Origin of the sequence: Dyadobacter sp. CY356, assembly GCF_021440195.1 — a bacterium.
Taxonomy (GTDB): domain Bacteria; phylum Bacteroidota; class Bacteroidia; order Cytophagales; family Spirosomataceae; genus Dyadobacter.
In genome coordinates, this window is record NZ_JAJTSZ010000007.1 from 141,136 (window position 1) to 168,132 (window position 26,997).

Annotated in this window: 18 protein-coding genes and 1 riboswitch; of the genes, 7 read left to right on the forward strand and 11 right to left on the reverse strand. The window is 40.2% G+C overall.

Going from position 1 to position 26,997, the window contains the following annotated elements; genetic code table 11:
- Nucleotides 1–137: 137 nt before the first annotated feature.
- Nucleotides 138–2,636: a sialate O-acetylesterase gene (locus LXL81_RS21560; RefSeq protein ID WP_234648835.1), complete on the forward strand. Its 2,499-nt coding sequence runs from the start codon at nt 138–140 to the stop codon at nt 2,634–2,636.
- Between the two features lie 301 nt (nt 2,637–2,937).
- Entirely contained in the window at nt 2,938–4,467 is a 1,530-nt protein-coding gene (locus tag LXL81_RS21565) for a malate:quinone oxidoreductase (protein ID WP_234648836.1), read from the forward strand.
- Nucleotides 4,468–4,545: 78 nt separating this feature from the next.
- Here LXL81_RS21565 and LXL81_RS21570 read toward each other — a convergent pair whose 3' ends face one another.
- Nucleotides 4,546–6,642 (reverse strand): HAMP domain-containing sensor histidine kinase, encoded by a 2,097-nt coding sequence (locus LXL81_RS21570; protein WP_234648837.1) that lies wholly within the window; start codon nt 6,640–6,642, stop codon nt 4,546–4,548.
- Between the two features lie 660 nt (nt 6,643–7,302).
- Between LXL81_RS21570 and LXL81_RS21575 the strand changes: the two genes are divergently transcribed.
- Nucleotides 7,303–10,095 (forward strand): TonB-dependent receptor, encoded by a 2,793-nt coding sequence (locus LXL81_RS21575; protein WP_234648838.1) that lies wholly within the window; start codon nt 7,303–7,305, stop codon nt 10,093–10,095.
- 60 nt (nt 10,096–10,155) lie between these two features.
- Here the strand turns inward: LXL81_RS21575 and LXL81_RS29180 are convergent, their stop codons facing one another.
- The 9 genes from LXL81_RS29180 to LXL81_RS21625 form a co-directional block, all read right to left on the reverse strand.
- Nucleotides 10,156–11,076 (reverse strand): bifunctional helix-turn-helix transcriptional regulator/GNAT family N-acetyltransferase, encoded by a 921-nt coding sequence (locus LXL81_RS29180; RefSeq protein WP_310589606.1) that lies wholly within the window; start codon nt 11,074–11,076, stop codon nt 10,156–10,158.
- Nucleotides 11,073–11,573, reverse strand: a complete 501-nt coding sequence (locus tag LXL81_RS21590; protein ID WP_234648839.1) for a GNAT family N-acetyltransferase — start codon at nt 11,571–11,573, stop codon at nt 11,073–11,075. The genes LXL81_RS29180 and LXL81_RS21590 overlap by 4 nt, the downstream gene beginning before the upstream one ends.
- A gap of 166 nt (nt 11,574–11,739) precedes the next feature.
- Nucleotides 11,740–12,018 (reverse strand): ACT domain-containing protein, encoded by a 279-nt coding sequence (locus LXL81_RS21595; protein WP_234648840.1) that lies wholly within the window; start codon nt 12,016–12,018, stop codon nt 11,740–11,742.
- 201 nt (nt 12,019–12,219) lie between these two features.
- Nucleotides 12,220–13,410 (reverse strand): cysteine desulfurase family protein, encoded by a 1,191-nt coding sequence (locus LXL81_RS21600; RefSeq protein WP_234648841.1) that lies wholly within the window; start codon nt 13,408–13,410, stop codon nt 12,220–12,222.
- Nucleotides 13,411–13,451: 41 nt separating this feature from the next.
- Nucleotides 13,452–14,690 (reverse strand): peroxiredoxin, encoded by a 1,239-nt coding sequence (locus tag LXL81_RS21605; protein WP_234648842.1) that lies wholly within the window; start codon nt 14,688–14,690, stop codon nt 13,452–13,454.
- A 162-nt stretch (nt 14,691–14,852) separates the two neighbouring features.
- Nucleotides 14,853–14,945, reverse strand: a riboswitch (SAM riboswitch).
- Between the two features lie 90 nt (nt 14,946–15,035).
- Nucleotides 15,036–15,881 (reverse strand): sugar phosphate isomerase/epimerase, encoded by an 846-nt coding sequence (locus LXL81_RS21610; RefSeq protein WP_234648843.1) that lies wholly within the window; start codon nt 15,879–15,881, stop codon nt 15,036–15,038.
- A gap of 39 nt (nt 15,882–15,920) precedes the next feature.
- Complete coding sequence (locus LXL81_RS21615; RefSeq protein WP_234648844.1) at nt 15,921–17,090, reverse strand: VCBS repeat-containing protein; 1,170 nt, start codon at nt 17,088–17,090, stop codon at nt 15,921–15,923.
- 57 nt (nt 17,091–17,147) lie between these two features.
- The gene (gene rhaT, locus LXL81_RS21620; protein ID WP_234648845.1) at nt 17,148–18,230 is read right to left on the reverse strand and encodes an L-rhamnose/proton symporter RhaT; all 1,083 of its coding nucleotides are present in this window, start codon (nt 18,228–18,230) and stop codon (nt 17,148–17,150) included.
- Between the two features lie 247 nt (nt 18,231–18,477).
- Nucleotides 18,478–20,703, reverse strand: coding sequence for an FG-GAP-like repeat-containing protein (locus LXL81_RS21625; protein WP_234648846.1), 2,226 nt, complete (start codon nt 20,701–20,703; stop codon nt 18,478–18,480).
- Between the two features lie 137 nt (nt 20,704–20,840).
- Here LXL81_RS21625 and murF point away from each other — a divergent pair, with 137 nt between their 5' ends.
- The 4 genes from murF to ahcY all read left to right on the forward strand — a co-directional run bounded on the left by murF (nt 20,841) and on the right by ahcY (nt 25,360).
- Nucleotides 20,841–22,148: a UDP-N-acetylmuramoyl-tripeptide--D-alanyl-D-alanine ligase gene (murF, locus tag LXL81_RS21630; protein WP_234648994.1), complete on the forward strand. Its 1,308-nt coding sequence runs from the start codon at nt 20,841–20,843 to the stop codon at nt 22,146–22,148.
- A 228-nt stretch (nt 22,149–22,376) separates the two neighbouring features.
- Nucleotides 22,377–22,928: a peroxiredoxin gene (locus LXL81_RS21635; protein ID WP_194123129.1), complete on the forward strand. Its 552-nt coding sequence runs from the start codon at nt 22,377–22,379 to the stop codon at nt 22,926–22,928.
- Nucleotides 22,929–23,086: 158 nt separating this feature from the next.
- Complete coding sequence (locus LXL81_RS21640) at nt 23,087–23,677, forward strand: carboxymuconolactone decarboxylase family protein (protein ID WP_234648847.1); 591 nt, start codon at nt 23,087–23,089, stop codon at nt 23,675–23,677.
- A gap of 363 nt (nt 23,678–24,040) precedes the next feature.
- Nucleotides 24,041–25,360, forward strand: coding sequence for an adenosylhomocysteinase (gene ahcY, locus LXL81_RS21645; RefSeq protein ID WP_234648848.1), 1,320 nt, complete (start codon nt 24,041–24,043; stop codon nt 25,358–25,360).
- 695 nt (nt 25,361–26,055) lie between these two features.
- On the opposite strand, the gene LXL81_RS21650 is transcribed toward ahcY, so the two are convergent.
- Nucleotides 26,056–26,889: a mechanosensitive ion channel family protein gene (locus LXL81_RS21650; protein ID WP_234648849.1), complete on the reverse strand. Its 834-nt coding sequence runs from the start codon at nt 26,887–26,889 to the stop codon at nt 26,056–26,058.
- Nucleotides 26,890–26,997: the final 108 nt, after the last annotated feature.

A 26,997-nucleotide genomic window follows, 5' to 3' on the forward strand; every position in this document is an offset into this window, starting at 1 on the left:
AGTCTTTGTCCATTAAATAAGTTAACGTTAATATACTTCCATATTAACGCAAAATTTCTTAGTTTTGTCCTATATTCTGAATTTTCACATATTTCAGATTTATACCTCTCTATCATTTCATCTTTCTACTATACTTTATGAGAAAACAATCTCTACGAGTTATTATTTTTTTTATCCTATTTGCAACAGTTTGTTCTGCCCAGGTAACAGTTACTTATCCAGCTAATAGAATCGTTTTTCAGCGTGATAATGCCAATCATGCTTCTGTCGTTATCGCAGGTTATTTTGCCGGTTGCGCAGACCGGATCGAGGCTCGTTTTGTTCCAAGAGCGACCGGACAAGGTGTAGCTGCCCCTGCCGGCGGCGGCTGGGCAACGGTTCAGGAAAATCCTCGAAGCGGTAACTTTTATGGTTCCATGACCGTTACCGGAGGCTGGTATAAACTTGAAGTAAGGGTTATTGTAGACAACGCAGCAACGGTCACTACCACCGTTGAGCGTGTTGGCGTTGGTGAAGTTTTTGTTGTGGCAGGCCAATCCAACGCAACCGGCGGAGATGGCAACACCAACGGGCCAGGTGCTAACGACGACAGGGTCAGCAGTGTAGACTTTCAGAATTATAATGCTGCCAACACGCCTTCCATTGCAGCTTATGCTGATATCAAATTGCCTTGTCCTGAATTTGTTCACCTTGATGCACTCACAAAAACATCCCCGTTTGGAAATTATGCGTGGTGCTGGGGCGCTTTTGGAGATAGCCTGGTAAAAAAAATACAGGTCCCGGTTATGATTTTTAATGCCGGCTGGTCAAGTACAGGGATACGAAACTGGAAAGAATCCATTCCGGGAAATGCCTTGACAGTAAGTGATTTTGGTTTTCAGTTTCCTGCCGGATTACCCTTCGGACACATGAGAATTACACTGAACAACTACATAGCCCAATTGGGTGTGCGGGCTGTTTTGTGGCATCAGGGCGAAACCGACAATTTGGCGAGCCGCACCCGGGAAGCTTATTTATCTGACATCAGGGATGTGATCAATGCAACACGTGATTTGTCAGGAAAAGCTAATCTGGCGTGGGTAGTATCAAGAGCTTCGCGCTTTAACGTAAACGGAAGCACACGGACTTGGCAGCCTGTTATTGACGCACAAAATGATGTAATTGGTTTAGGAAGTCACGGTAACGATTTAAATTACAAATTGGCTAATGTATTTCCCGGTCCGGAAACAGATGATTTTTACGATACTAATTATCGAAATGCTGATCAGGTGCACTTTACAGGAAACGGCCTGTTAGCCCTGGCCGGATGGTGGACTAAGAAAATGGATACCGATTTTTTTACAAATTCTACACCATATTTAGCTACACCACCACCAAACATTACGGTTTCCCGGACAGAAACTGCCGATGTGACTTTACAGGCGCCGTCGGGTGCGAAAACCTACAACTGGCTTTCGAGCGACAATTGTAATAACAGTATTGCAAGCAGTCAGCAATGGACTATTGCTTCTGGCGACTATCGTTTGAAAGCGACAGATAATTTTGATAACGTTGTTTTATCTCCAATAATCAGAGTGCCATCAAGCATTTCCCCTGCCTCAATTGCCAAAAATCTGGATGTAAGCCAGCAGATTATTACCAACACCGCTAATAATCTGCTTATTAACGACTGCCGGATTCTTGGAAAAATAACGCCTGCTGCAAATTCTACAATGATCAGTCAGACTTTGTCAGCAAAAACTTATGTAGACGGAACTGTTCAAACCTATCAGAATGCTCCTTATGTGCAGCGACATTTTGATATTAGTCTGAATGCTGCGAGTACTAATCCTGCTGCCAGGATCACTTTATTTTTCCTTCAAAGCGATTTTGACGCATTCAATCAGGTCAGCAGTACTGATATTCCAAGCAATCCATCCGATCAAAACGGTAAAAATAATTTACGTGTCTATCAGATTAGTGGAAGTTCTACCGGAAATACTGGTGCTCAAAATAGTTATAGTGGAAGCCGTACACAAATTACGCCGTCATCCATTGTCTGGAATACGACTTTGAACAGCTGGGAAGTCAGTTTCGATATGACCAATACAGGAGGATTTTTTCTGGGAACTTCCAACACAGCACTGCCAGTTACTTTGACATATTTTAAAGGGAATCAGGAAGGTTCAGCCGCGGCTTTGGAATGGGAAACGAGTGCAGAAACAAATTCTGCGTATTTTGAGTTGGAGCGCAGCACAGATGCAATTCATTTCAGGACAATTACCAAACAACTTGCTGCCGGAAACTCTACAACCACCGAACGTTATAACTTTCAGGATATTTCAATACCGGCAGGTATCTATTACTATCGTTTGAAACAGGTTGATCTGGACGATTCATTCCATTATAGCCGGGTAATTAGTGTAAAAATCAATGATAAATTATCCGTTCGTATTTTCCCGAACCCTGTTTCAGATCAAATGACTATTCAATCTGAAATTGAAATAAACTTAGTTGAAATAATAAATTCAGCTGGCGTAAAATTACAATCCAATGTGGTGAAGCAGAATTCATTAGAAGTAGATATGAGCAGATTCCCTGCCGGATTATATGTTATCCGGGTTAATACAGAAACTTTTAAAATTGTGAAAAAGTAAGTCTCAACTTTATAGATATTTGGTGACTTATAAATCTGAAAAATAGAAAATGTTGCCGGATTCGTTCTGGCAACATTTTTTATTTCCACTGATAATAAAATTCTTATTCTTTAAACATCTAAATTAATAGCACGAAACGAGGTTTTTGTTGGGCGATAAAAAGAACTTTCAGTTTTTTGGTGCATTTATTTTTTCAATTGGCTTATTTTGGAAACAATTAGTACAAGCACTATTGTTCATTATAGAGATTTTGGATTTTTCCGGGCTGATGGCCTAATGAACTATAATTCTTTCTTACACAATGAGTACCAAAAAGTCTATAAAAACAAGTACTCCCGATATCGTGCTGATTGGCGCAGGTATCATGAGTGCAACGCTTGGGATTTTGCTTAAAAAGCTGAATCCTGCTTTTACAATTTCTATTTTTGAAAGACTGGACAGGGTGACTGCTGAAAGTTCTGATGCATGGAACAATGCAGGAACCGGTCATTCGGCTTTTTGTGAATTGAATTATACGCCACAAAAAGAAGATGGTTCCGTTGCTATTGATAAAGCGATTAAAATTGCTGAATCATTTGAAGTGTCAAAGGAATTCTGGTCATATCTGGTAGAAAATAAAATTACCGGGGCGCCGGAAGAATTCATTCGCCATATCCCTCACATGAGTTTTGTCTGGGGTGAGGACAATGTTGACTATTTGAAAAAAAGATTTGATGCGCTGACAAAACATCATTTGTTTCAGGGTATGAAATATTCTGAAAATTCTGCTGAAATTGAAAACTGGGTACCCTTAATTATGGATGGCAGAGATCCGTCTGAGGCCGTTGCTGCGACCCGCATGGATTTGGGTACGGATGTGAATTTCGGGGCCTTAACCAGAACCATATTTAATTATCTGGAAACTCAGGAAGGTGTTAATCTTTACCTGAATCATGAAGTTGACGATTTCAAACATGAATCCGATGGTTCATGGACAATCGATGTTAAAGATTTGTCAACACGCAAGACACAGAAAGTGCGTACGCCTTTTGTGTTTATCGGAGCAGGCGGCGGTTCTTTGCCACTTTTAGAAAAATCAGATATACCAGAAGGAAAAGGATTTGGAGGTTTTCCGGTAAGCGGTCAATGGCTGGTTTGCAATAACCCGGAAATTATAGAACGCCATCAGGCAAAAGTCTACGGAAAAGCAGCGGTTGGTTCTCCTCCTATGTCAGTTCCACATTTGGACACACGTGTAATAGACGGAAAAAAAGCATTATTATTTGGTCCATACGCAGGTTTTTCCACAAAATTCCTGAAAAACGGATCTTACCTGGATCTTCCGCGTTCCATTAAATTTAACAATATCAAGCCTATGCTGGCCGCTGGTATTCATAACATACCGTTGACCAAATACTTGATTGATCAGGTTAGACAATCGCCTGAAGACAGACTTGCGGCACTGAGAGATTACATGCCACAGGCACGTATGGAAGACTGGGAACTTGAAAAAGCCGGTCAGCGTGTGCAGGTTATCAAAAAAGATAAAAAAGAAGGTGGTGTCCTGGAATTTGGAACAGAAATGGTAACGGCTTCGGATGGTTCGCTGGCAGCTTTGCTGGGTGCATCTCCGGGAGCATCTACGTCGGTTTCCATCATGCTTGAACTGATTCAGCGTTGTTTTAAAGATCAGGCTGCTACGGCGGAATGGAAGCAACAATTACAAAAACTGATCCCATCTTTTGGAAGTTCATTAGCGGAGGATGTTAAACTTGCAGCCAAAACCCGTGAAAGAACTACTCAGGTTTTAAAACTAAGTGCTTCAAAAAAAGAACAGGAAATACTGGCATAAAGGAATTCAATATCGTTATAAAGGAAAAAGCAGATTATTTCTATAATCTGCTTTTTCCTTTATTGATATACCAAAACATTAATCTGTTAAGGTAGGAGACATAGCAAATGCAGACTTTTCTTTGGCAGCCGGTAATTCCAGGTAAAATGTTGTTCCTTTATTCACGATACTATCAAACCATATTTTACCCCCATGTGCTTCTATGATCTGTTTTGAAATTGAAAGCCCCAATCCAAATGGCTGCTCACCGGAAGTTCCTTTTCTTTTTGCATCCGTAAAGGCATCAAAGATCTTATCCTTTAGTTCGTCCGGAATACCTATTCCCTGATCTTTAATTGATAATTCCATTTTCTGATTGCGCTCAATTAATTTCACATCAATGACAGATCCTGACGGACTGAATTTGATAGCATTAACGATCAGGTTACTTAAAACCCGCCATATTTTTTCTTTATCGGCTAATACCACAATATCTGCGGTAATTTCCAGCTTTATTTTCTGATCCTTTTCGTCAGCTTTGAATTTTAATTGTTCAATGCATTCACGAAGCAGCATTCGCATGTCTACTACATCCTTTTTCATCTCTTCCGGCCGGTAGTTAAAATTTGCCGCCAGCAAATCATTAATCATTTCCATGGAATGCAGGCTTGATGTTTTCATCAATCTCGCAAATTCCATGTGCTCTTGTGAAAAGTCAACTTCTTCGAGTAAAAGAGAAGCAATGGAAGATATTGCACCAAGCGGATTTCTTAAATCGTGCGCCACTACTTTTAAAATCCTGTCCTTATCCTTATTGCTCTGCCTGAGATCGTCCAGGGTCTGTTCCAGTTGTTTATTCTGAAATGTTATTTGCTTGTTCAGATTTGTAAGTGCAGAAACATTTAATTTGGAGCTTTTCCAGTTTTGAAATAACAATAACAAAATGGCAATCGCCATCAGCGAAAAAAGCAGCGTTACGTACAAGTAATTTTTTTTCAGATCATTTTCTTTGCTAAGCAACGAATAATTGTATTGCTGTTCCAGACTTTGAAACTCTCTGTCCACATCCGCGGTAACCAGATTTTTATTTTCACGGTCCAGCGAATCTTTCAAAAACATATAATGCTGCAAAGAAACGTATGCCTTTTCCGTTTCGCCGGTTTTATCATAATACTTCCAGTTCAGCTTATTCAAACCAATTTCAGCATACAGATTATAATTTGAATCAAGTGAAGATTTTAACTGTGCGGCTATTTCATGTGAGTCTTCCAGTCTTCGTTTTTCTATATACAACTCTCCCAGCTTTACCATCGAAACCTGAGAATCTGCAATGTCAAATCCTTTATTGCGGTTCGTAGCGATACTTTTCTTTAATAAATTCTCAGCAGCAAGTGTATCCCCCTTTTTATAATATTCCCCAGCCTGATTTCCATAAATTACCGCTTCCGCCATTTTGATATAATCCTTACGTTCAGGAAATTTCTTACCTTCCTCATTGAGAAAAACCAGGGCTTTGTTACTATAAAATAGTGAGCTATCCGTCATGTTATACTTACTATAACTCAACGCAATATTGGCAAGTAACTCCTGCCGAAAGGCTAAATTCCGGAAATCATGTATGCAGAAAGCGGCATCTTCAAAACACTGCCTGAAATTGTTCACAGCCTCAGAATATTTGGACTGTTTATAACTTACCATTCCGAGCCGATAGGTATATTCGCTGACCGCGCATGGGTCCATGATGGTTTGCGCAATTAGTTTTCCGCGGTAATAAAACTGATACGCGTCACTATAACGTTTGATTTTAAAAAGAAGATCTCCTTTTTGAAAAAGAGCCGTGGAGTATTCCCGGATGTATTTTTTCCTTAATTCTTCGGTAGATAATAGAAAAAATATGCTATCGAGCTGTACGATTCCTTTATAATTATCTCCCGTTTTCGGAAAATAATCCTGGCCTTTAAAGCTCAATTTCCTGACTTCGTCTCCAATTCCGGGATTACTGATAACCTGATAAGCAGAATCAAAAAAAGCCAGTGCCTTTTTGTTTTCTCCTTTATCCATGATACGCTTAGCTTGCTCACGGATCGAATCTACATAGGCGGTGTGATCCGTTTTAATTAAATCTGAGTTTTCACAGGCATTTAAACAGCACAACGCCAATATCGCCATGACGATAATACCTCTCCTTCTAAACATCAGAATAAATCTGAGGAGATATAATTTTACCATTTAACGTTGACGGTGAGAGCTTTTTAAAATATAAACTTTGGTCAGGAACCCTAAAATTAGTTCATTAACAGTACATTAAAAAGTGCCCGGGAGAATTTAAGTCACATTTAAGTATGCTCAATACCTTAGTTACTCCTAATACATTTAAGGGATATTCAAATATGAGATATGCCAATCTTCATGCTACTAAATCATAACTTTTATTTTTTTATGGATAAATATTATATTTATTACAAATAGTATATTTATAATAAATAGAGAGTTAAAAGGCTCACTATCATATCAATACTTAAATGAAAAGAATGCGAAAAACCTGTAAGCTGCGGGTAGCTGATTTAAACAGCATTTGGACTTAACAAAAACTAAATTACTTTTGTCTACCAGATTAGTAGAGAATATTGAGGTTTATACTGTTAACCTGATGTTACAATTTAAACCTGATTAGTATCGCTAACTGGCATGCTTCCTGAACGATGAATCTCTTCTTTTGCCATTCTTAAAAGTCTAATTCTAACTTTAAAATTAAATCAGTTTTCTCGTTCCGGAATCTACTTTTTACAAGCGTTTGACGCCGCCATGGTGATTTGCGTTTGCAAACCATTTATTATTCATCAAACAATTACCATTATGAAAATTACATTACTTCTAAAAAATCTGAAAGCCACTATTTTTCTGTTTTTTCTGACTGCCAATATAACTTTTGCCCAGTCCGTAATCCAGGGCAGCGTGAAAGATGGACAGGATTTATTGCCGGGAGCATCTGTATATATTCAGGGCCAAGGTTCCGGTGTAATTACCGATGCCCAAGGTTTTTATAAATTATCTTTATCGGCGGGGACTTACACTATCACTGCAAGTTTTACCGGCTTTGCTCCCAATCAGAAAGTGGTTACGCTCACAAGCGGACAAACACTTGAACTGGATTTTGATTTACAAATTACTTCCCTGAATGAACTTGTTGTATTGGGTTCTCGCGGAGAACCACGCTCGCAACTCGATACGCCTGTGCCGGTGGATGTAATTGACGTACAAAGAATCGTCAAAGATGTTGGTCAGGTTTCACTAAACCAGATTTTAAATTATGTTGCGCCTTCCTTCAACTCCAATACGCAGGTGCTGGGCGACGGAACGGATCATATTGATCCGGCTTCACTTCGCGGTTTAGGCCCGGATCAGGTTTTGGTTTTGATCAACGGAAAACGCAGGCATACTACCTCGCTGGTCAATATAAACGGGACTTTCGGGAAAGGATCTGTTGGTACTGATTTAAATGCGATTCCAACTTCGGCCATCAAGAAAATTGAAATTTTGAGAGATGGTGCTGCGGCTCAATATGGTTCCGATGCAATCGCCGGGGTAATAAACATCATTTTGGAAGATAATGTCAATGAGTTACGTGCCAATATTACAACGGGTGGTTATGTATCAAAAAATTCGGAAGGCACCATCGACGGAGAAAATGTTCAGGCAAATCTGAACTATGGGTTGGCGTTGGGGGCCAAAGGAGGTTTTTTAAATCTGGCGGGATCTTTTGATTTCAGGAATCCAACAAACCGTATGAAAGAATTCACCGGTGTGATTTTTAGTGATTATAACAATCCTTCACTTTACCCAAATCCAACCGGCGTTGATATTACCAATGCTGAATTGCAAAGACGTGGGATGACCCGTTCTGATTTCAATTCCCGTATAGGCCAGGCATCCGGTCGCGGCGGTTCATTTATGTTCAATAGTATTATTCCTTTAAGCGAAGGAGCCGAATTTTATGCTTTTGGCGGATTAAATTACAGAAGCGGGGAATCGGCAGCTTTCCGTCGCCAACCGGCTCAGATCACGCAGAATATCCAGGAAATTTATCCACTGGGATATCTGCCTTTGATCGGTACTGATAATTATGACCAGTCTTTTGCAACCGGTATCAGAGGAAAAGTTGGAAAATGGAATGCTGATTTTAGTAATACTTTTGGCCGGAATCAAATTGATTTTACAACAACAAATTCTCTGAATGCATCTTTACTTAAAGCCTCACCAACCAGCTTTACAGATGGAGGTTACCGGTTTGCACAAAATACAACGAATATAGATTTAAACCGGAAATTCGAGAATGTACTTAGTGGCCTAAACGTCGCATTTGGTGGTGAGCATCGTTTTGAAAACTACAAAATTGTGGAAGGTGAAGAAAATTCTTATGCAGATTATGGCCGCGCGATCAAAGTAGGAACCGATGGAGCAGGCAAAGATATTCTGATTCCGGACATCACCGGAAATTTGCAGGTTCGCAGAGCTCAAAATGGCAGCCCGTATGGCGGAGGTGCGCAAGCCTTTCCAGGTTTCCGTCCGGAAAATGCTGTCAACGTTTCTAGAACTTCTGTTGCTGCTTATACGGATCTTGAACTGAATTTTACAGAAAAATGGCTTGTAGATGGTGCGTTAAGATTTGAGAACTATTCTGATTTTGGATCGACTTTAAACTGGAAAGTGTCTACACGTTACAAACTTGGCGAAACCTGGGCCATTCGTGGAGCTGCCAGTACGGGTTTCCGTGCTCCATCTTTGCACCAACGTTATTTTAGTGCTACGTCAAGTTTGTTTGTTGATGGACAAATCATTCAGTCCGGTACTTTTACAAATGACAGCCGACCTGCGCAATTGCTTGGAATTCCGGCATTGAAACAGGAAACTTCTAAAAATTATAGTTTGGGTGTAACGGGCAGTTTCGGAAATTTCAAACTGACTGTTGACGGATATTATGTAAGAATTAATAACCGGGTTATTTATACCGGAAATTTCACAGGCAGCAATAGTGCGACAGCATCTGCTCAGGATAAAGAAATTTACCAGTTACTGGACCAGGCAAATGCACAAACTGCACGTTTTTTTGCAAACGCCATTGATACCGAAACCAAAGGAATTGACGCTGTAATTACCTATTCGGAACGTGTAGGAAAAGGACGTTTCCGTGCAGACTTGTCCGGTACTTTTGTTAAAACAAATGTGGTGGGACCAATCAAGGCATCACCTTTACTTATTGGAAAAGAAAATATTTATTTCGACAAAGCAAGCAGAACCTATTTTGAATCTGCGGTGCCACGTATTAAAAGTAATCTGACGCTAAGTTATAATATTAATAAATTCGGTGTGTTTTTTAGGAATGTGTACTTCGGCCCGGTTGATGCTGCGACCAACGTAGATGCCGATGCTCAGACTTTTGGTGGTAAGGTCATTACCGATCTTGCAATAAGTTATGACATTGCCAGCAGTGTCCGTTTTACACTTGGGGCTAATAACTTGCTGGATATTTATCCTGACAAAACGATTGGCGGAAATACCGGAGCCGGTTATTTTCCTTATTCAAGAACCGGACAGCAATTCGGTTTTAATGGAAGATTTCTGTTCGCCAGAGTTTCCTTTACACTGTAAATAGCGGTTAGCTTTTGGCGGTTAGCCAGTTGGTATAAACTGACTGGCTAACCGCCAAATTTATTTAAACAACTCCATTTTCACGTGTTCAATATTCTGTTCCACAAACAATTCACCGAACTTTGAGAACCCGTTTTTTTCATAAAATTTAGCAGCTCTGACCTGCGCATGTAAATATGCCCGCGCGCCTTCCGGCAAATCTGATAGCAAGGCCTGTACAAGCGCACCACCTACCCCACTTCCACGATACGCATTTAGCACTGCAAACCGTTCGAGTTTATATCCATTTTCAGTTTTTCGCCATCTTGCCGTTCCGGCAGGCAAATCATTTACTTTGGCCAGATAATGCGTCGCTATATCATTTCCATCTTCTTCTGCCACCGCATCCACATTTTGACCGATCACAAATACCTGGCGTCTGATAGCGAATGCCGTTTTCAGATCTTCGGGATTTGAAATTTTTACTACTTCAATTTTATTTTCAGATACTTTTGCGTCTTTATTTTCTTCCATAATGCTGAGTGCTCTTTCCAAAAAGCTCTTTCTTTTAAAAGCCGCTTCAACTTCAATAATAGCCAGCATGATGTTATTAGTCGTATCAGTCAGCTCGGTTATGGCGGCTACCATGATTTCCCAGACAGGTTTCATTTTACCAATCAATTCTTCGGCTTTTGGCGTCAATGAAATCAGTCTTCGGCGGTCATCCGATTTATCTTTTGTTGAAATAATCAGTTTTTCCTTTTCGAGTTCTTTTAACAAACTAATCGTTGACGGATGGGCATATCCTATTTCAGTTGCAAGTTCGCCGATACTGAGCGCGTTTTTTTGTTGTAAAGTATATATAACCGGAAACCACTTGGGCTCAAACTCAATGCCGTTTTCTTTATAGATTTGTAATCCGTCCTTCCTTAAACGATCGCTAATCCGTTGCAATCGCGTGGAAATGGCTAGAATTCCGGATTGATCGATACTATTCATCATAACTTTTCAATCTCTAAATGATAAAAAACATTGTCGGCCGACATGATCGGGAAAGCAGCCGGCAGGTTTTTCTTTTCAATTTTCATAAAATGGTTTCTTTCATAAAAACGCATCGCAGCTTTCAATAGATCAACTGTTCCCAGATAAAGATCTGTAATGTTTTCTGACTTGCAGTATTCAATCAGATTGTCAAGCAATTGCTTGGCAAGACCAAATTCTTTACCCCGAAAATCTTTGTTGACAAACATCTTCCGGATGACACCCTGCCCGTTTCCTATACCGATCAAAGCGATAGTTCCGATTACTTTTTCATCGTAAATCACGCCCCAGAAATTACCTCCCGTTGCATGATAACTGGTTTCTATATCAAGAAGATCCGGCTGGTCTTTCAAAGTGATAGGAACACCAAATTCTATCTGCTGAATGGGAAGTATCAGATCTATAACCTGTGCAGCATGTGAATTTCCTATTGGAGCAATTTGAGGTCGGTTTATCATATATTTCTTTTTTATCAACAAATATATGTAGTTGACTACATAATTGCAAAACATCAGAAATATTCTTACAAACAGATTCGACAGAAATTAAATAAAAGGAATTGTAAAATTGATCAGAGAGCAGACACTTTATTGGGAACCCTGGAAAGAATTGTTTTCAGGATAATTAAATTGATAAAGAAAGGTCAGTCTTAAAAGATAAGTGAACAGGATTTATCTTTTCAACATTAGATACATCACGATTTTTACGAATGAGTGTAACCACTGAATCGAGGTCAACTATTTGTGAAACTTCCAATGCAAGCACACCAACAAAACTCTTTCCTTTGCTGATCAGATTGAGATGTTTAATTTTCACACCTTTCACCGATTCGATCAGCGAAGTTATTTTATGTAGACTAAGGTTTTTGCGATATGCAATTTTAATCTGGTACGTGGCTTTCATTTGAAATCATGTTTACCGTCATCATTATCTAAAACACTATTGCATTGATACTTAAACAAATACCTCATACAATGTAAGCAATATATTAAATCAATCAAAACTCAAAACCGGATATTCACCGTTTTAGAAAAGTTTTAATATTTATTAACTAAAACGGTGAATATCAAAGGTATTACAACATTAAACCGCAATCAGGCCCGGTCACAGCGCCAGGCTAAAAGAATGTTGGGCGCTAGCAGTATCCTCGGCTATGCTATTATCAACTTCATATATCTTTACAATCGTGTTGACAATATGGTCTATTTCTTCGGTCGTATTAAATTTGCTGAAAGAAAAACGAACATTTTCCCTATTACTTTCATGTTGAATCGCCGAAATCACATGAGAGCCACCATTACCCAAATTCGAACAGGCACTCCCACCGGATACCGCTATACCGAATGTATCCAGACTATTAACCAGACTTCCAGATTGCAAACAAGGAAAAGAAACATTCACGATAGAACTCAAACTTTTTGTTTCAGATTTACTTTCGCCATTAAAACCAATTTCCGCAATACCGCGATTTTCAAGCTGGGAAATCAATCGTTGTTTAAGCGCTGCGGTTTTTTCATGTATACTGTCAAAGTCGCGGTATGCAACTTCAAGTGCCTTGGCAAGACCTACGATACCAATCGCATTTTCCGTCCCTCCTCTTTGCCCTTTTTCCTGCGCTCCGCCTAAAATCTGCGGTTTTAACTTATGTTTTTTATTGATATAAATAAATCCAACGCCTTTTGGACCGTGAAACTTATGGGAAGATCCCACCAGGAAATCAACCGGAAATTCATTCAGATCAATTTTTACCTTACCAATCGTTTGTGTGGTATCGGTGTGAAAAATGGCATTATATTTTTTCGCCAATCTGCTGATGGCTTCAATGTCGGTGATATTACCAATTTCATTATTAGCGTGCATCAAACTGATCAGCGTCTGCGGATTGGCTGCTAATAAACGTTCAAGATGTTCAAGATCGACATTTCCCTTTTTATCCAGTTTTACATAACTGATCTCGATATCACCCTCCTTTTCACGCTTCAGTAAAGGCTGCAAAACCGCTTTATGTTCGATTTTACTTGTGATGGCGTGCGTCAACTCATATTCCCTGATCGATTCTGACAAAGCAAGATTGTTGGCTTCCGTAGCACCTGAGACGAAAAATATTTCCTCAGCCGTTACACCCAGTAATCTGGCAATGGTATTACGGGAATTGTCAATCATTTCCCGGACTTTCCTGCCTGCCCAATGGCTGGATGAAGGATTTCCAAAATTGGTTGTCAGATAAGGCAAAATTGCTTCAATTACCTCAGGATCAATGGCCGTCGTTGCAGCGCTATCACAATAAATTTCCATAATTTAAATTTTAGTCTGTTATCTTTTAATTGAAGAAGAAGTTACGGTAAGGGCTCAGCAATCAGTTTAGCAAGATCTGCATTCCATTTTTTGACATACTCATCATAAAACTGTCCTGTTCCTTTTCCCGAAAAACCGGTATGGATTTCTTTCACTTTTCCGTCACGGCCAACAATGATCGTCGTTGGAAAGGCGATGAATTCTTTGAGCGCAACCAGTTTTCGGGCTACTTCATCCTTATCATTTTTGCCGGCAAAAAGCAGATCATACTGCACATCGTAACGTGTTTTCAATTTTGTCAGGGTGCGTTTTGCAAATTCGTAATCATCTTTAGCTTCAAAAGCCAAACCGATAATCTCGACACCTTTGCTTTTATTTTCCTTGTACCACGGTGCCATGAAAGATACCTGATCGATACAATTCGGGCACCAGCTTCCCATTAATTCAATGATCACCACCTTACCTTTGTATTTATCATCGCTTAATGAAACCTGTTTCCCGTTAAGATCCGGGAACGTAAAATCAAGTTTGTCATAACCCGGTTTCAGGAAAGTAAGTGAATAAGCATCGGCCAAAGCAGCATTGTCGTCTTTTACAGCTTTAAACTTCGTAGCGTTCGGACCAAAACCAATAGCACCTTCAATTGATTTTCCATCTATAATTTTTCCGGTAACATAGGAAGGACTTGATCCGGTAAAACCTGAAAGCAAAAATTCTTCTCCCTGCACATTTCCCTGCAATTCACGACTGTCGCCGGTTATGGATAATATAATACCATTCAATTTATTTCCTTTTTGCTCAAATACAGCCACACGGTCAGCAACAGGTTTATCCGACTGGATTTTCACAAGCCATTTTCCAGTAATATCAGCACCTGGTTTAATTTCTTTGCCAGGTTCCACAAACCGGTAATTTTTATTAGGCTGAGCTGTAAAAGGAATTGCTCTGTTCACACCTGGCACCAGACTTTTATGCACACCGGTCAGACTTCCGTCGTTTTGTATTTTTGCAAAAAATGCCGCTTCAAAAGTATTCATCGTTACCTGCAACGAATCTGTCGAATAGTATTTTGCGTTAAAATCATCACGCCGGTCGCCATTGATTGCTGTTAGCACAAGTTGGTTTCCTTCTTTCTTCTTTACTTCAAAATTAAAAGGGACATCCGTTTCGCCCACCTTGAACACGCCCCGCCAGATACCTTCTTTAAGTTGTCTGGTCTGTGCTTCCGCAGAAATAGCGACGGTTGTCAAGAAAAAAATTGCAAATAAAAAACGATTCATTTTCATAGGAGTTAAATCTAAATAATATAAAGTATATATTCTCTACCAGTTAACTAGACCGATAAATTAAAAATTCAAATAAATCACTCTTTTTCAGAGTAAGACAACAAATTCCCTCAACGTAATATCTCGGGCAACAATTTTTACTCAGTGGATTCTAAAGATTTATCATTAGAATTAGGTTGGGGCACCTTATTAGTCATAGGTTGCCAGAAGATCATTGAGCCTAACCTCTCCCTTCGTTCTTTATAAATCTACTATTTTGATAGACAAAGTTGTATTATATTTTTTTCCTGTGCAAGTATTATCTTTTATTTTTTTTCAAAAGATAATTTCGGACGGTGATTACAGGTTTAAAGATCGAAGAAATTTGAGTCCGTCTACGGCAATTGCTTCTTTCGAAGGTTCCATTTTCCGCCAAATTGAAGCTGCTTTGGCAATAATTTTCACATCCGGTGTAAAAGATTCTATCACGATATCACCGGCATAATCAATTTTGTCAAGTGCGACGAAAATTCTTTCCCAGTTGATCTGATCACCGCCAGGTGTACCTCTGTCACTGCCGGATGCATGTAATAGTGCTAATTTGCTTCCGGCTTTAAGTATAGCCAAAGCAGGATCTTTTTCTTCAATATTCATATGAAACGCATCCAGATGAATCCGAAGTGCATCACTTCCAACATCCTTAATCAGATTCATCGCCTGTTCGCAGGTATTGATCAAATCCGTTTCGTATCGGTTTAGCGGTTCAATGGCTAGTTTAATATTCGCTTTTTCAGCATCAGCAGCAAGTATCTGAAGACTTTTCACAACGGTAATCCACTGCTTTGTTTTTTCATCTTCAGGAACCAAATCTGCTCTGCCAACAGCAGAATAAATCGGACCGGCCACCAACGAACTTCCTAAAACGGGTGCTATATCGATCAGTTGTTTAACATATTCCAATGCCACAACCTGTTCTTTTCTGTTTCCACGTAAGTCGCGCCCCGGCCCTGTTGCGGCACATACCGACCGGCATTCCAGACCATGATCATCCAATGCTTTTTTAATCAAAACAGCATTAATATTGGAAGGATCTTCCACAGCAATTTCAACAAAATCAAAACCCCATTCTTTAAACTTTGGAAAAAAGCTTATGCTCTCGTTGGTGAAGGGAGAGGAAAATAAATAGGTATTGATACCGAATTTCATGAATGGATGATTGAAAGTGCGTATTAAAGGTAAGCGAAATTACTGCTTTTGTTGTTCAAAATAATGGACTCCTTTTTTATCCCCCATCACAAAATCAGGCAGACCGTCCTTGTTCATATCTTCAATTTCGACATGCAAACCGCCTCCGGCCTCATTATCAACTTTATGTGCAATCCAGGTCGGCGTTTTTCCAGGTTTAAATTCATACCAGTACGTCACAGCCGCATCCTCTGCTCCCGGATCTCCGCCATTATGCGCATACCAGCGTTTCCCGGTAACCAGGTCAGGAAATCCGTCACCATTGATATCTTTAAAACCCAGACCGTGTGATTGGGAAAAATCTCTGGCAATTTCATGTTCCGTCCACGATCCGTCTTTTCCTTGTTCATGCCACCATATTCCATAGTTATGCGCCGAAGAGCTGATAACATCATTTAATCCATCCTGATTAAAATCATACACATACATTTGCGCACAATCCTGGCTCAATTTGGCCGGATGAAATTTCCAGTCCGGTTTTTTAGGATCAGCTGTTCCCTCCCACCAGCCATCTTTGACCAGAACGTCAGGTTTCCCATCGCCATTAATATCTCCATAACCCAGACCATGGGTATATTTATCGGTAGCAATTTTCTCATCGCTGCTGATGATGTGATTCTCCCATTCCGTATCACCCTTTTTCTTTGGCGGACTTAGCCAGATAACCTGTTTTTTCTGCGGATCATTGGCCAAAAGATCCAAACGTCCGTCTCCGTCCATATCAACAAAAACCGGCGACTCATTCCCGATCGATGGGTGAATTGCTCTTGCCGTCCAATGTCCGGCTTTGTTTTTAGGGTTTTCATACCAGACCGCCGGATTTCCGGCAATATCAATCCTGATCAGATCAACCCAGCCATCCTGGTTTACATCGGAACTGAAATCCAGAAATGAGTCACTGTAACCGTCTTTCCATGAAAAAGCTTTTACAGGCATAATCTCGTGTTTCGTCCAGTTTGGCGCTTCAAACCAGAATGCCCCGGCAAGAATATCTTTTTTACCATCCTTATTCACATCCCCAATAGCCGCGCCTTCGGCTATGAAATCAGGTGTTACCTCATACTTTTTGAAAACTCCGCCGGAAACTTTTTTTTGCGCCTCGGCTACAAAACTTCCTGCCAGTAAAATCTGGGCGAAACAAAACAATTGAGCATATTTGATGTAATTCATATTTTCAGATTATCAGGTGGTTCAGGAATGTTTTTATTTTTATTTCATGCGCTCAACTTATTCATGCAAATAATTACCATAACCCACAATCAGAACAGACAGCACTATAACCAAAATACCGGCAACAATGGTCGTCAGCGTTTTTTTAGCAACACCTTTCCATTCGTTCAAAACCAAACCCCAGGTATTGGCAATTAAAATGATAAAGGCCATATGCAGTATCCAGGAGCTTGCACCATTGCCCAATTTACTTTCTCCCATACCATAAAAGAAAAACTGAAGAAACCAGGTAGTACCGGCAAGGGCTGAAAAAATGTAATTTGAAAGCAGCGGCGTGCTTTTGTCTGTGTAGTTATAGAAAGTTTTGTTACGGGCATTCAGCAGCATACACCAGATAAAATTGGTTGTCAAACCGCCAAGCAAAATCACGATGTAGGTTACATTGTTTTGGAAAAGAAAATTTCCCTGACCCGGATTTGCCGCCTGCCAGGTCGCATTTGCCTCTTCTGCCATTACTTTTCCGGCATCAATTCCAAAGGCAAAACAGGCACTGAGGATACCTGAAATAATAGAAACGGTCAACCCAAGTCCTATTTTAAATTCGGTGTTACTTTCTGAAATGATTCCGCTTTTTTTCAGGTCATTATCTTTCATCGCACCTGCTTTTCCACATATAATAATACCAATCACACAAACCAGCAATCCAAGCAAAACCATTTGTCCCCAGCTGCTATTGATCAGATCTGAAATGGCATCTTTACCTGTTTTAGGATTAAATTCGTAATATACCGAAGGGATCAGCGCACCAAAAACAGAGCATAAACCCAAGATGATCGAACTACCCAGTGAAACACCCAGATACCTTACACCCAGGCCATAAGTCAAACCGCCAATACCCCAGAGTACGCCAAAGAAATAAGTTAAAAATAATACACTACCATCCGTATGCGCAATAATTTCAGTATAATTTGGAATGGTAAGATAAGCAGCAAGTGGCGGAACAATTAACCACGAAAACAAACCACCTACGATCCAGTAAGTTTCCCAGGCCCAACCTTTTACTTTCTTGTAAGGGATATAAAAACTGCCGGAAGCAAAACCGCCAATGAAATGAAAAAGTACACCAAGAAGTGCCTGCATGAGGTTTTAGGGTTTAATGTTCAGTGGTTAAATAGCCGATTGTATATTTAACCTGTAAGTTGCCATGCGTACAGAAATAGCGCATCCTGTACCGTACTGCCTGAAATACGTCTTTTCGAATTATAAATTAAATAATTCCGCGGACACTAACTCCTAAGTAATTGAGGGATAGTATTTACTCTTACCAGAGCAATTTTATAATTTTTAGTGATTTGTCCGGTAATAATTTAATCCAAAGTTGAAACAATCAGCGAATCACAATTTTCTTGGTAACTCTTGCCCGACTGGTTTGAAATTCAAAAACATAGAGTCCCGGCGTCCATTTTGAGGTTACAATTTCCTTTTCAATATTCGCTCTTATGATAATATTGGATTGAATAGTCTGGCCTGCCACATTGAATACTGTGATTGATGCATTTTCTGTTGAAAGTACTTTAATATACTCACCGGCAGGATTTGGGAAAACTTTTACACTTTGCTCGATAGGCGGTTCAACCGGCGTAATACTGATTGGCAAAACATTCTGAAGCAAACGAATTCCACCAGTACTGTTTCCAATCGCTACATCCGGTTTTCCGTCACCGTTATAATCTGCAACGGAAGCATATAAATATCCACCAAACAAAGGATCAGTCGCAATACCGTTATGATCAACAAGGAGCGTTTCGCGTTGAGTCCATTTTCCCCATTCGGCACTGTGAAAAATTTTCAGTTTTCCTGAAAAGTCTACTGTTACTAAATCCGGTTTCCCGTCCAGATCAATATCAGCGACCGACGGCTGAACATTTCTGCCTTCATAATTTAAAGTGATACCGGCAAATGCTTCTGTAACCAATGTCAAAACCGGTTGTTTGCCCGATCCTGTGTTCTGATAATAAATGATATTTCCCTGCGGTTTTCCCACAATTAAGTCCAGATCACCATCCCCATCGGTATCGTAAAAAAACGGGTAATCGGTAATTTGCGATTCAGCGGGCATCGTGATCGCGACCATATCTTCCACATTCAACTGCGCAGCCTGACCTTGCCCGCCTTTGTTTGGAATGTAATGATATTCCAGACCTTTGGTCGTTGTTCCGGCAAATCCCAGATCAGGAACTCCATCACTATTAAAATCTGCCCACTGGGTTTTCAGATTGTACATATCCAGCGTTGCCGGAATATTCAGGAAATTGTCCGAAGAAATTTCAAAAGCAGGCGATTGTTTCGTTCCGGTATTTTTCAAAAGCCATAATCTTCCCCTGAAATTATTCCCGTCTCGCGTTCCGCCGGTTCCAACGATCATATCAAGATCACCGTCGCCATCAATGTCATAAAAAGAAGGTGTGGCATTTTCGCCCACATCCAGCATCTGATCCTGAAGGAAGTTTTTTTGTACCAGTTTGAAATTTGCGTTATCGCTCGTACCGGCATTGTGATAATACCAGTTGGACGATTTGAAGTCCATCAGGTTTCCGTCATTATTCGACACATTGGGCGCGGCGATCAAATCTTTAACCCCGTCAAAATCAACATCTTCATAATAAGCCGAAGGGAAAATATAAAAAACAACAGGCTCAGCCGGTGGATAAATATGCGTGAAACTTGAAAAATCAGCAATCAGGTTTTCGCCCGTATTTTTCAGGAAAGACATATGGTCATTGCTGATATGACCCACCAGCAGATCTTTTTTTCCGTCACCATCAAGATCGTGCAGCATAATTGAATTCCCTTGGTGTAAAATACGGCTGGCATCCGGATTGCGTACAACTCCACAATCTCCACCAAGTACAAAATCCTCACCATCACCTTTTTGAAAATTGCCCCAGCAAAGCCCATTTCTTTTATAAACCAGACTATCCGGCACACCATACCGCTCCATGCTCATATTCTGGTGCAGCTCTATGAAAACACCCGAATAATCAAAGGTGATTACGTCCAGGTCACCGTCACCGTCAATATCTGTAATGCCGGGAATATCCTGACTTGATACCTGAAGGTTTACATTTCCGGATAATCCATCTGTGTACAAAGCATCTTTTGCAAGTTGCCATGACCAATTATTGCCGTTTTTCACTTGCTTGTAAACAGTAATTCCAAGTGCCGTGTAGGTGAAAAGATCTTTCAACCCGTCGCCGTTATAATCGTTTAAAATAAGCCAGTTATCAATTTTTGGGAATAGATATTCATAGGAAGGGGCATGAAGAAAAACCTTTTTCTGCGCATTCGCTGGGTCCGTTGAAGCCAGAAAAGTTGTCAAATCACCACTGGTTCTTTCAAAAACAACCAGATCCTCAGTTCCGTCCCCATTCAGGTCCATCTTGGTTATCTGCGGTGCATTCAAACCGCCTGCCCATGGATTTAACAAAGCTTTTCCACCCGACGAAAGTACCGTTACCGTATCCAGTTTAAACCACGACTGCTGAGCCCGGCTTTCGGAAAGAAAGAGTATGGAAAATATAAAGAATAAGAGGCAGGTAAATTTCGTACGCATCGTTGAATAATAATCTGTTAATTTTGTCAGTCAATCCGGTCAGCAATTAGCTCGTAAACGTAACGAAATTACGAAGCATTTGATTGAGCGGAACCTTCAAACTTTATTTACAGATTTTACCAAGTCAGATTATTGATATGCATACCTCTCTTGAACAGCTTTACGATATTTATCTCAAAGGCCATACAATCAGTACCGATACGCGCCAAATCACCCCTGGCTGTATCTTTTTTGCTTTAAAAGGAGATAATTTTGATGGCAACACTTATGCCCCGGAAGCACTGAAAAAAGGAGCTGCTTATGCCGTTGTTGATAATTCTGATATAGCAACGGATGGTAAATTCTTATTGGTTGATGACGTATTAACCGCTCTTCAGGATCTGGCAAGGCATCACAGAAAGACTTTTACTTTTCCTGTCATTGCACTAACCGGATCAAACGGAAAAACGACGACCAAGGAGCTTATCGCCAAGGTTTTATCGATGAAATATAAAACTTATGCTACCAAAGGAAATCTTAATAACCACATTGGTGTACCGCTAACGCTGCTGTCCATTGATGCGGCAAAGTATGAAATGGCGGTCGTGGAAATGGGAGCAAATCACCAGGAGGAAATTGCATTACTGAGCAGTATCGCGCAGCCCACACACGGTTTGATCACAAATATCGGGAAAGCGCATCTGGAAGGTTTTGGCGGTGTAAAGGGTATTATCAAAGGCAAAGGTGAACTTCTGGATTATTTGTCTAAAAAGAAAGGAACTGTATTTGTCAATGTAGAAAACGAAGCTGTCATGGAAATGGTTAGCAAGCGCAGAGCTTTTGGTGAAATTGTTTTTTACTGCACAGAAAGCAGTCCGGTAAACCCGAAATTAATTCAGGAAAGTCCGGTGATTACTTTTGAAGGAAATAAAGGAAAAATCGTCACCACGCATATTCCAGGACAATATAATTTTGACAACATGTGCGCGGCCATTGCGGTTGGGAATCATTTTGGCGTAACCGACGATGACGCGTATGAAGCTGTGGCCAATTATCAGCCGGATAATAACCGTTCTCAAATTGTGAAACGCGGAACAAATACGGTCATTATGGATGCCTACAACGCGAACCCATCATCCATGGCTGCCGCTATTACCAATTTTGCCAACATGGAAGCCAAACATAAGATGGTCATTTTGGGTGATATGTTTGAGCTGGGTGATGCTTCGGAAGAGGAACATCTGGCTTTGGGGAAACTGGTTGCGGACGCAAAATTTGACCTCGTAATTCTTACCGGAAAACATATGCAGGCCGCTCTGCCGGCATTACCGAAAGCCTATTATTTCCCTGATAAATTTTCGCTGCATAACTGGGTGATGGACAATCCGCAGCATGAGACTTTAATATTGATTAAAGGATCAAGAGGAATGGCTTTGGAGTCGGTTTTGAGTGTGATGGCGCAGTAGCAATCTTAGATTTGTATAATTATCTATTTTGTCAATATAATCATATAGTACAAATTGATAGATATATAGACAGAATTTATACAAAATACATTTTCAATAGAAAACATAAATTCATTTATTTAATTCAAGCATTGCCCGGAATTGTACTACACCAAATCTTGCCTTGGGTTACTGTTGTGACTAGTTTTGTAACCAGAAATAATACAAACCACAGTAATAATCACAACAATGAAAAATACAATTGTATCCGTAGGATCGAAATTCCCCGAATTCAAAAAAATCTCGGTAGTATCTCTTGAAAAAGGAAACGAATTTTACGATATCACTTCTGAGGATCATATCAATGCAGAGAAATGGATGGTGATGTTCTGGTGGCCAAAAGATTTTACTTTTGTTTGTCCTACTGAAATTGCTGAATTCAACAAAAAAACTTCTGATTTTGCCGACCGTGATGCAATCCTTATCGGTGCTTCAACAGATAGTGAAAACGTACACCTGGCCTGGAGAAAAAATCATGACGACCTTCGTGATCTTCAATTCCCAATGCTTGCTGATACATCTAAATCTCTTGCAGAAGAATTAGGAATTCTTGAAGCAAACGAAAAAATCGCTTACCGCGCAACTTACATCGTTGATCCACAAGGAATTATTCGTTGGGTATCTGTAAATGACCTTGCAGTTGGCCGTAACGTTGACGAAGTTCTTCGTGTACTTGACGCTTTGCAAACTGACGAACTTTGCCCTTGCAACTGGGTTAAAGGAGAAGCTACGTTAGCATAGCTTTTAGCTTTTAGCTTTTAGCTTTTAGCGAACAGTCGCAATTTCAGCAAATGGTTGAAAGATCTTTTAATTATTTGCTGAAATTGTAACAAACAGCACTAAGATGAACTCTTCGATGTGAACTAACTGCTTCATCTTCCACTTCCAATCTCATTAAAATGTATCCATTTGCAGCCACAGGGAATACGAAAGATTCGCTGTATAAAGAAATCAATCTGCCTGCCGCATTTGAAAGCGTGCTTATCAACAAGCTGGCAGCCTTAGATCACCGTTACCTTAAAGATCTGAAAATCAACATAGGTAACGTCTTAAAATCTCAGAACATCAACCGCAAGGAAGCCTTATTGATTGCTCTTTCTGTTGCTATCAATGAGAAAAACACAGCGCTTATTTCTGCTGTTGAAGAACTTGCCATCGCAGAAGGAGCTGACGAAAAAGAACTTGCGGAAGTTACTGCCTGCGTGTCTTTGATGAATGCCAATAATGTGTTCTATCGTTTCAGACACTTTATGGACAAAGAGTTTTACAACAACGCTCCTGCGGGAATTAAAATGAGCATAATGGTTAATCCTGTGCTGGGTAAAGAATTCTTTGAACTTTTAAGTCTGGTTGTTTCAGCACTTAATGGTTGTGAAATGTGTGTTACTTCTCATGAACAATCGGTACTAAATCATGGTGGAACGCAGGCGAGAATCTTTGATGCGGTACGTATCGGTGCGATTTTCAAAAGTTTTACCGTACTTATTTAATTTTCCCGTCAATTCTGGCGCTAGCCATTTGATGTTTCTATATAAAAGCGTTGCCCGAAAGGTGACGCTTTACTTTTATAGTTACTTCACTGATTATCAATAATATTCAGCCTGTAAAGTCATAATTATTGGCTGTTAACATAAATTATCAGTTTCTGAATATTATCGAACAGTAGACAAAATATCTACACTTACAGATTCAAACCACATCAATTGCTTTAAAATCTATCAATCCCTTCTTTTTATAGATAGAATATCTGATTTTTAAATCAAAACCCCAATAAACATCTACAAATATCAATCCTGATGGTTTTTCTACTTAATTTTGTACCATTCAAAAGATAACAAAATCCAAACTAGAAAATGGCTACGTCAACAGAAACAACGTACATTCCTTACAAGGTTAAAGACATATCGCTGGCCGAATGGGGTCGCAAAGAAATTACATTGGCAGAGGCTGAAATGCCAGGTCTTATGGCCATTCGTGCTGAATATGGTCCGTCACAACCTTTGAAAGGTGCACGTGTTGCGGGTTGTCTTCACATGACAATTCAAACTGCCGTGTTGATCGAAACACTTACAGCTTTGGGCGCAGATGTTACCTGGTCTTCATGTAACATTTTCTCAACACAGGATCACGCAGCAGCGGCAATCGCGGCAGCTGGTATCCCTGTATATGCCTGGAAAGGTATGAACGAGGAAGAATTCAACTGGTGTATCGAACAAACGCTTTTCTTCGGTGAAGATCGTCAGCCTTTGAACATGATTCTTGATGACGGTGGTGACCTTACCAACATGGTTTTTGACCAATACCCTGAATTGATCGAAGGCATTAAAGGTCTTTCAGAAGAAACTACAACGGGTGTTCTTCGTTTGTACGATCGTCTTAAAAATGGTACGCTTCATTTGCCTGCAATCAATGTAAATGACTCGGTTACTAAATCTAAATTTGATAACAAATATGGTTGCCGCGAATCACTTGTAGATTCGATCCGTCGTGCAACTGACTTGATGCTTGCCGGTAAAGTTGCAGTAGTAGCAGGTTATGGTGATGTAGGAAAAGGTTCTGCTGAATCTCTTCGTGGTGCTGGATGCCGTGTTTTGGTTACTGAAATAGATCCAATCTGTGCGCTTCAGGCCGCAATGGACGGTTTTGAAGTTGTGACTATGGACGAAGCTGTTGAGCGTGCTAACATCATCGTTACAGCAACTGGTAATTTCCGTATCATCACTGAAAGACATTTCCTGAAAATGCGTGATAAGGCAGTAGTTTGTAACATCGGTCACTTCGATAACGAAATTGATATGGCTTGGTTAAACGCTGCTTATGGTTCTACAAAATCTCAGATCAAACCACAGGTTGATATCTATTCAGTAGAAGGAAAAGATATTATCATCCTTGCAGAAGGACGTTTGGTGAACCTGGGTTGCGCTATGGGTCACCCATCTTTCGTAATGTCATGCTCGTTCTCAAACCAGACTTTGGCTCAGATCGAACTTTGGACAAATACTGCTGCTTACGAGAAAAAAGTATACGTTCTTCCAAAAGCTCTGGATGAAAAAGTTGCTGCTTTCCACCTTGCACACGTTGGCGCGAAACTTGAAGTTCTTTCTGATGAACAAGCTGCTTACATCGGTGTTCCAACGGAAGGTCCTTACAAAGCAGATACTTACAGATATTAATATTTAGGTATTGGCTTTTAGCGATTTGCTTTTAGCTTGAAATCCCGGCTCGGAAATTATTTCCGGGCCGGGATTTTTGATTTTGGCGGGTAGAAGTTTTTGGAGATTATTATGCCACCCTGCGCTGGCCGCCCTTTCAGGGTTAAGCACTTTAAGATTAGATGGTTTCTACAATAATGTGATCCCTTCGGGATTGCCGCCGATAGGTAACTATCAGAATTGAAACAAATAAATTGGGTAACTGATTTCCAACGGAAGGTCATTACAAAGCAGATATTTACAGATATTAATTTGTTTTAGGTAATAGCTTTCAGCGATTGGCTTTTAGCTTGAAATCCCGGCTCGGAAATTATTTTCGGGCCGGGATTTTTGATTTTGGCGGGTAGGAGTTTTTGGAGATTATTATGCCACCTGCGCGGGCCGCCCTGCGCGGGCCGCCCTTTCAGGGTTGAAATATGGCGTATCAAACGTTTTTTCTATAATAATATCATCCCTTCGGGATTTTAGCTGATAAGAAACCTAATTCGAATTACAACCGAAGGGATTGTGGGAATCATATATCCTTAATTACAACCAAATAATCCCGAAGGGATGGCAGTATTATAGTGAAACAAAACCCCTGAATTTGGCAAAACCCTGAAAGGGTGACATAACCTTGGCCTGATATTATTAGTTTCAAATCAAGAATCTTCCCGCTATTCTTTTTTAATTTCCCCCACAACTTCCGCCGGACGAATCGGAATTATAATCCCATGAATATCAAAAGCAGCTTTCAAAGCTTTAATCGCTTCGCTTTTCGCCGATCCCGGCCCTATTTTCACCTGATCAATCCAGAACTGAATCTGAAAATCAATTGTAGTTGTACCAAATTTAGTATAACTAAAATCAACTTGCCTGGTTGTACTTAAAAACCCAAGGGACTGAATTGCCTGCAGACTTATTTTTTCAATAAGCGCAAGATCCTCGTTAAATGAAATCCCGCATTCTATCTGAACTCTACGCTCACCAGAATACGTAAAGTTGGTGATTGGTTTTTGAAAAATATCTTTGCTTGGAATCTCAATTTGCTGGCCGGCCAGATTGTCAATAATAACAGACCGGAGGTTAATGGATTTAACCTTTCCCGTAAATCCATTCGTCTCGATAACGTCACCAACCTTGATTGGCCGCTGGATCGCGATAAAAGCGCCGGAAATAAAATTGGTTGTCAAATCCTGAAAAGCAAAACCAATCGCCAATGCCAATACGCCGGCACCTGCAACAAGAGAAGTTACCGTTTTGTCAAGACCCAAAATCCCAAGCGCAAAGAATAAACCCGTTGTAAAGATTATAATGCGCGTCAAAGAAGAAACCAGACTTACCAATGCTTCATTTTGAGAAGCCCGGCTTAGACCTTTGGACATTAACCGGCCGCCATATCCCGCCAGGTATCGGAAAATCACAAGCAATAAAATAGCAATTATGATGTTCGGTACGAATCCTATACCGAGGTCAAACCATTTGTCCAATTTTGAAAAAATCGGGTTCACTATTTTAGAAATTTGAAGAAACAACATGTACTCAACTAAAATGAAGAAGCTGAAAAGCAATTTTTCAACGTCTGTAATATTATCTTAAAACATAGTTACGCTGCAAAT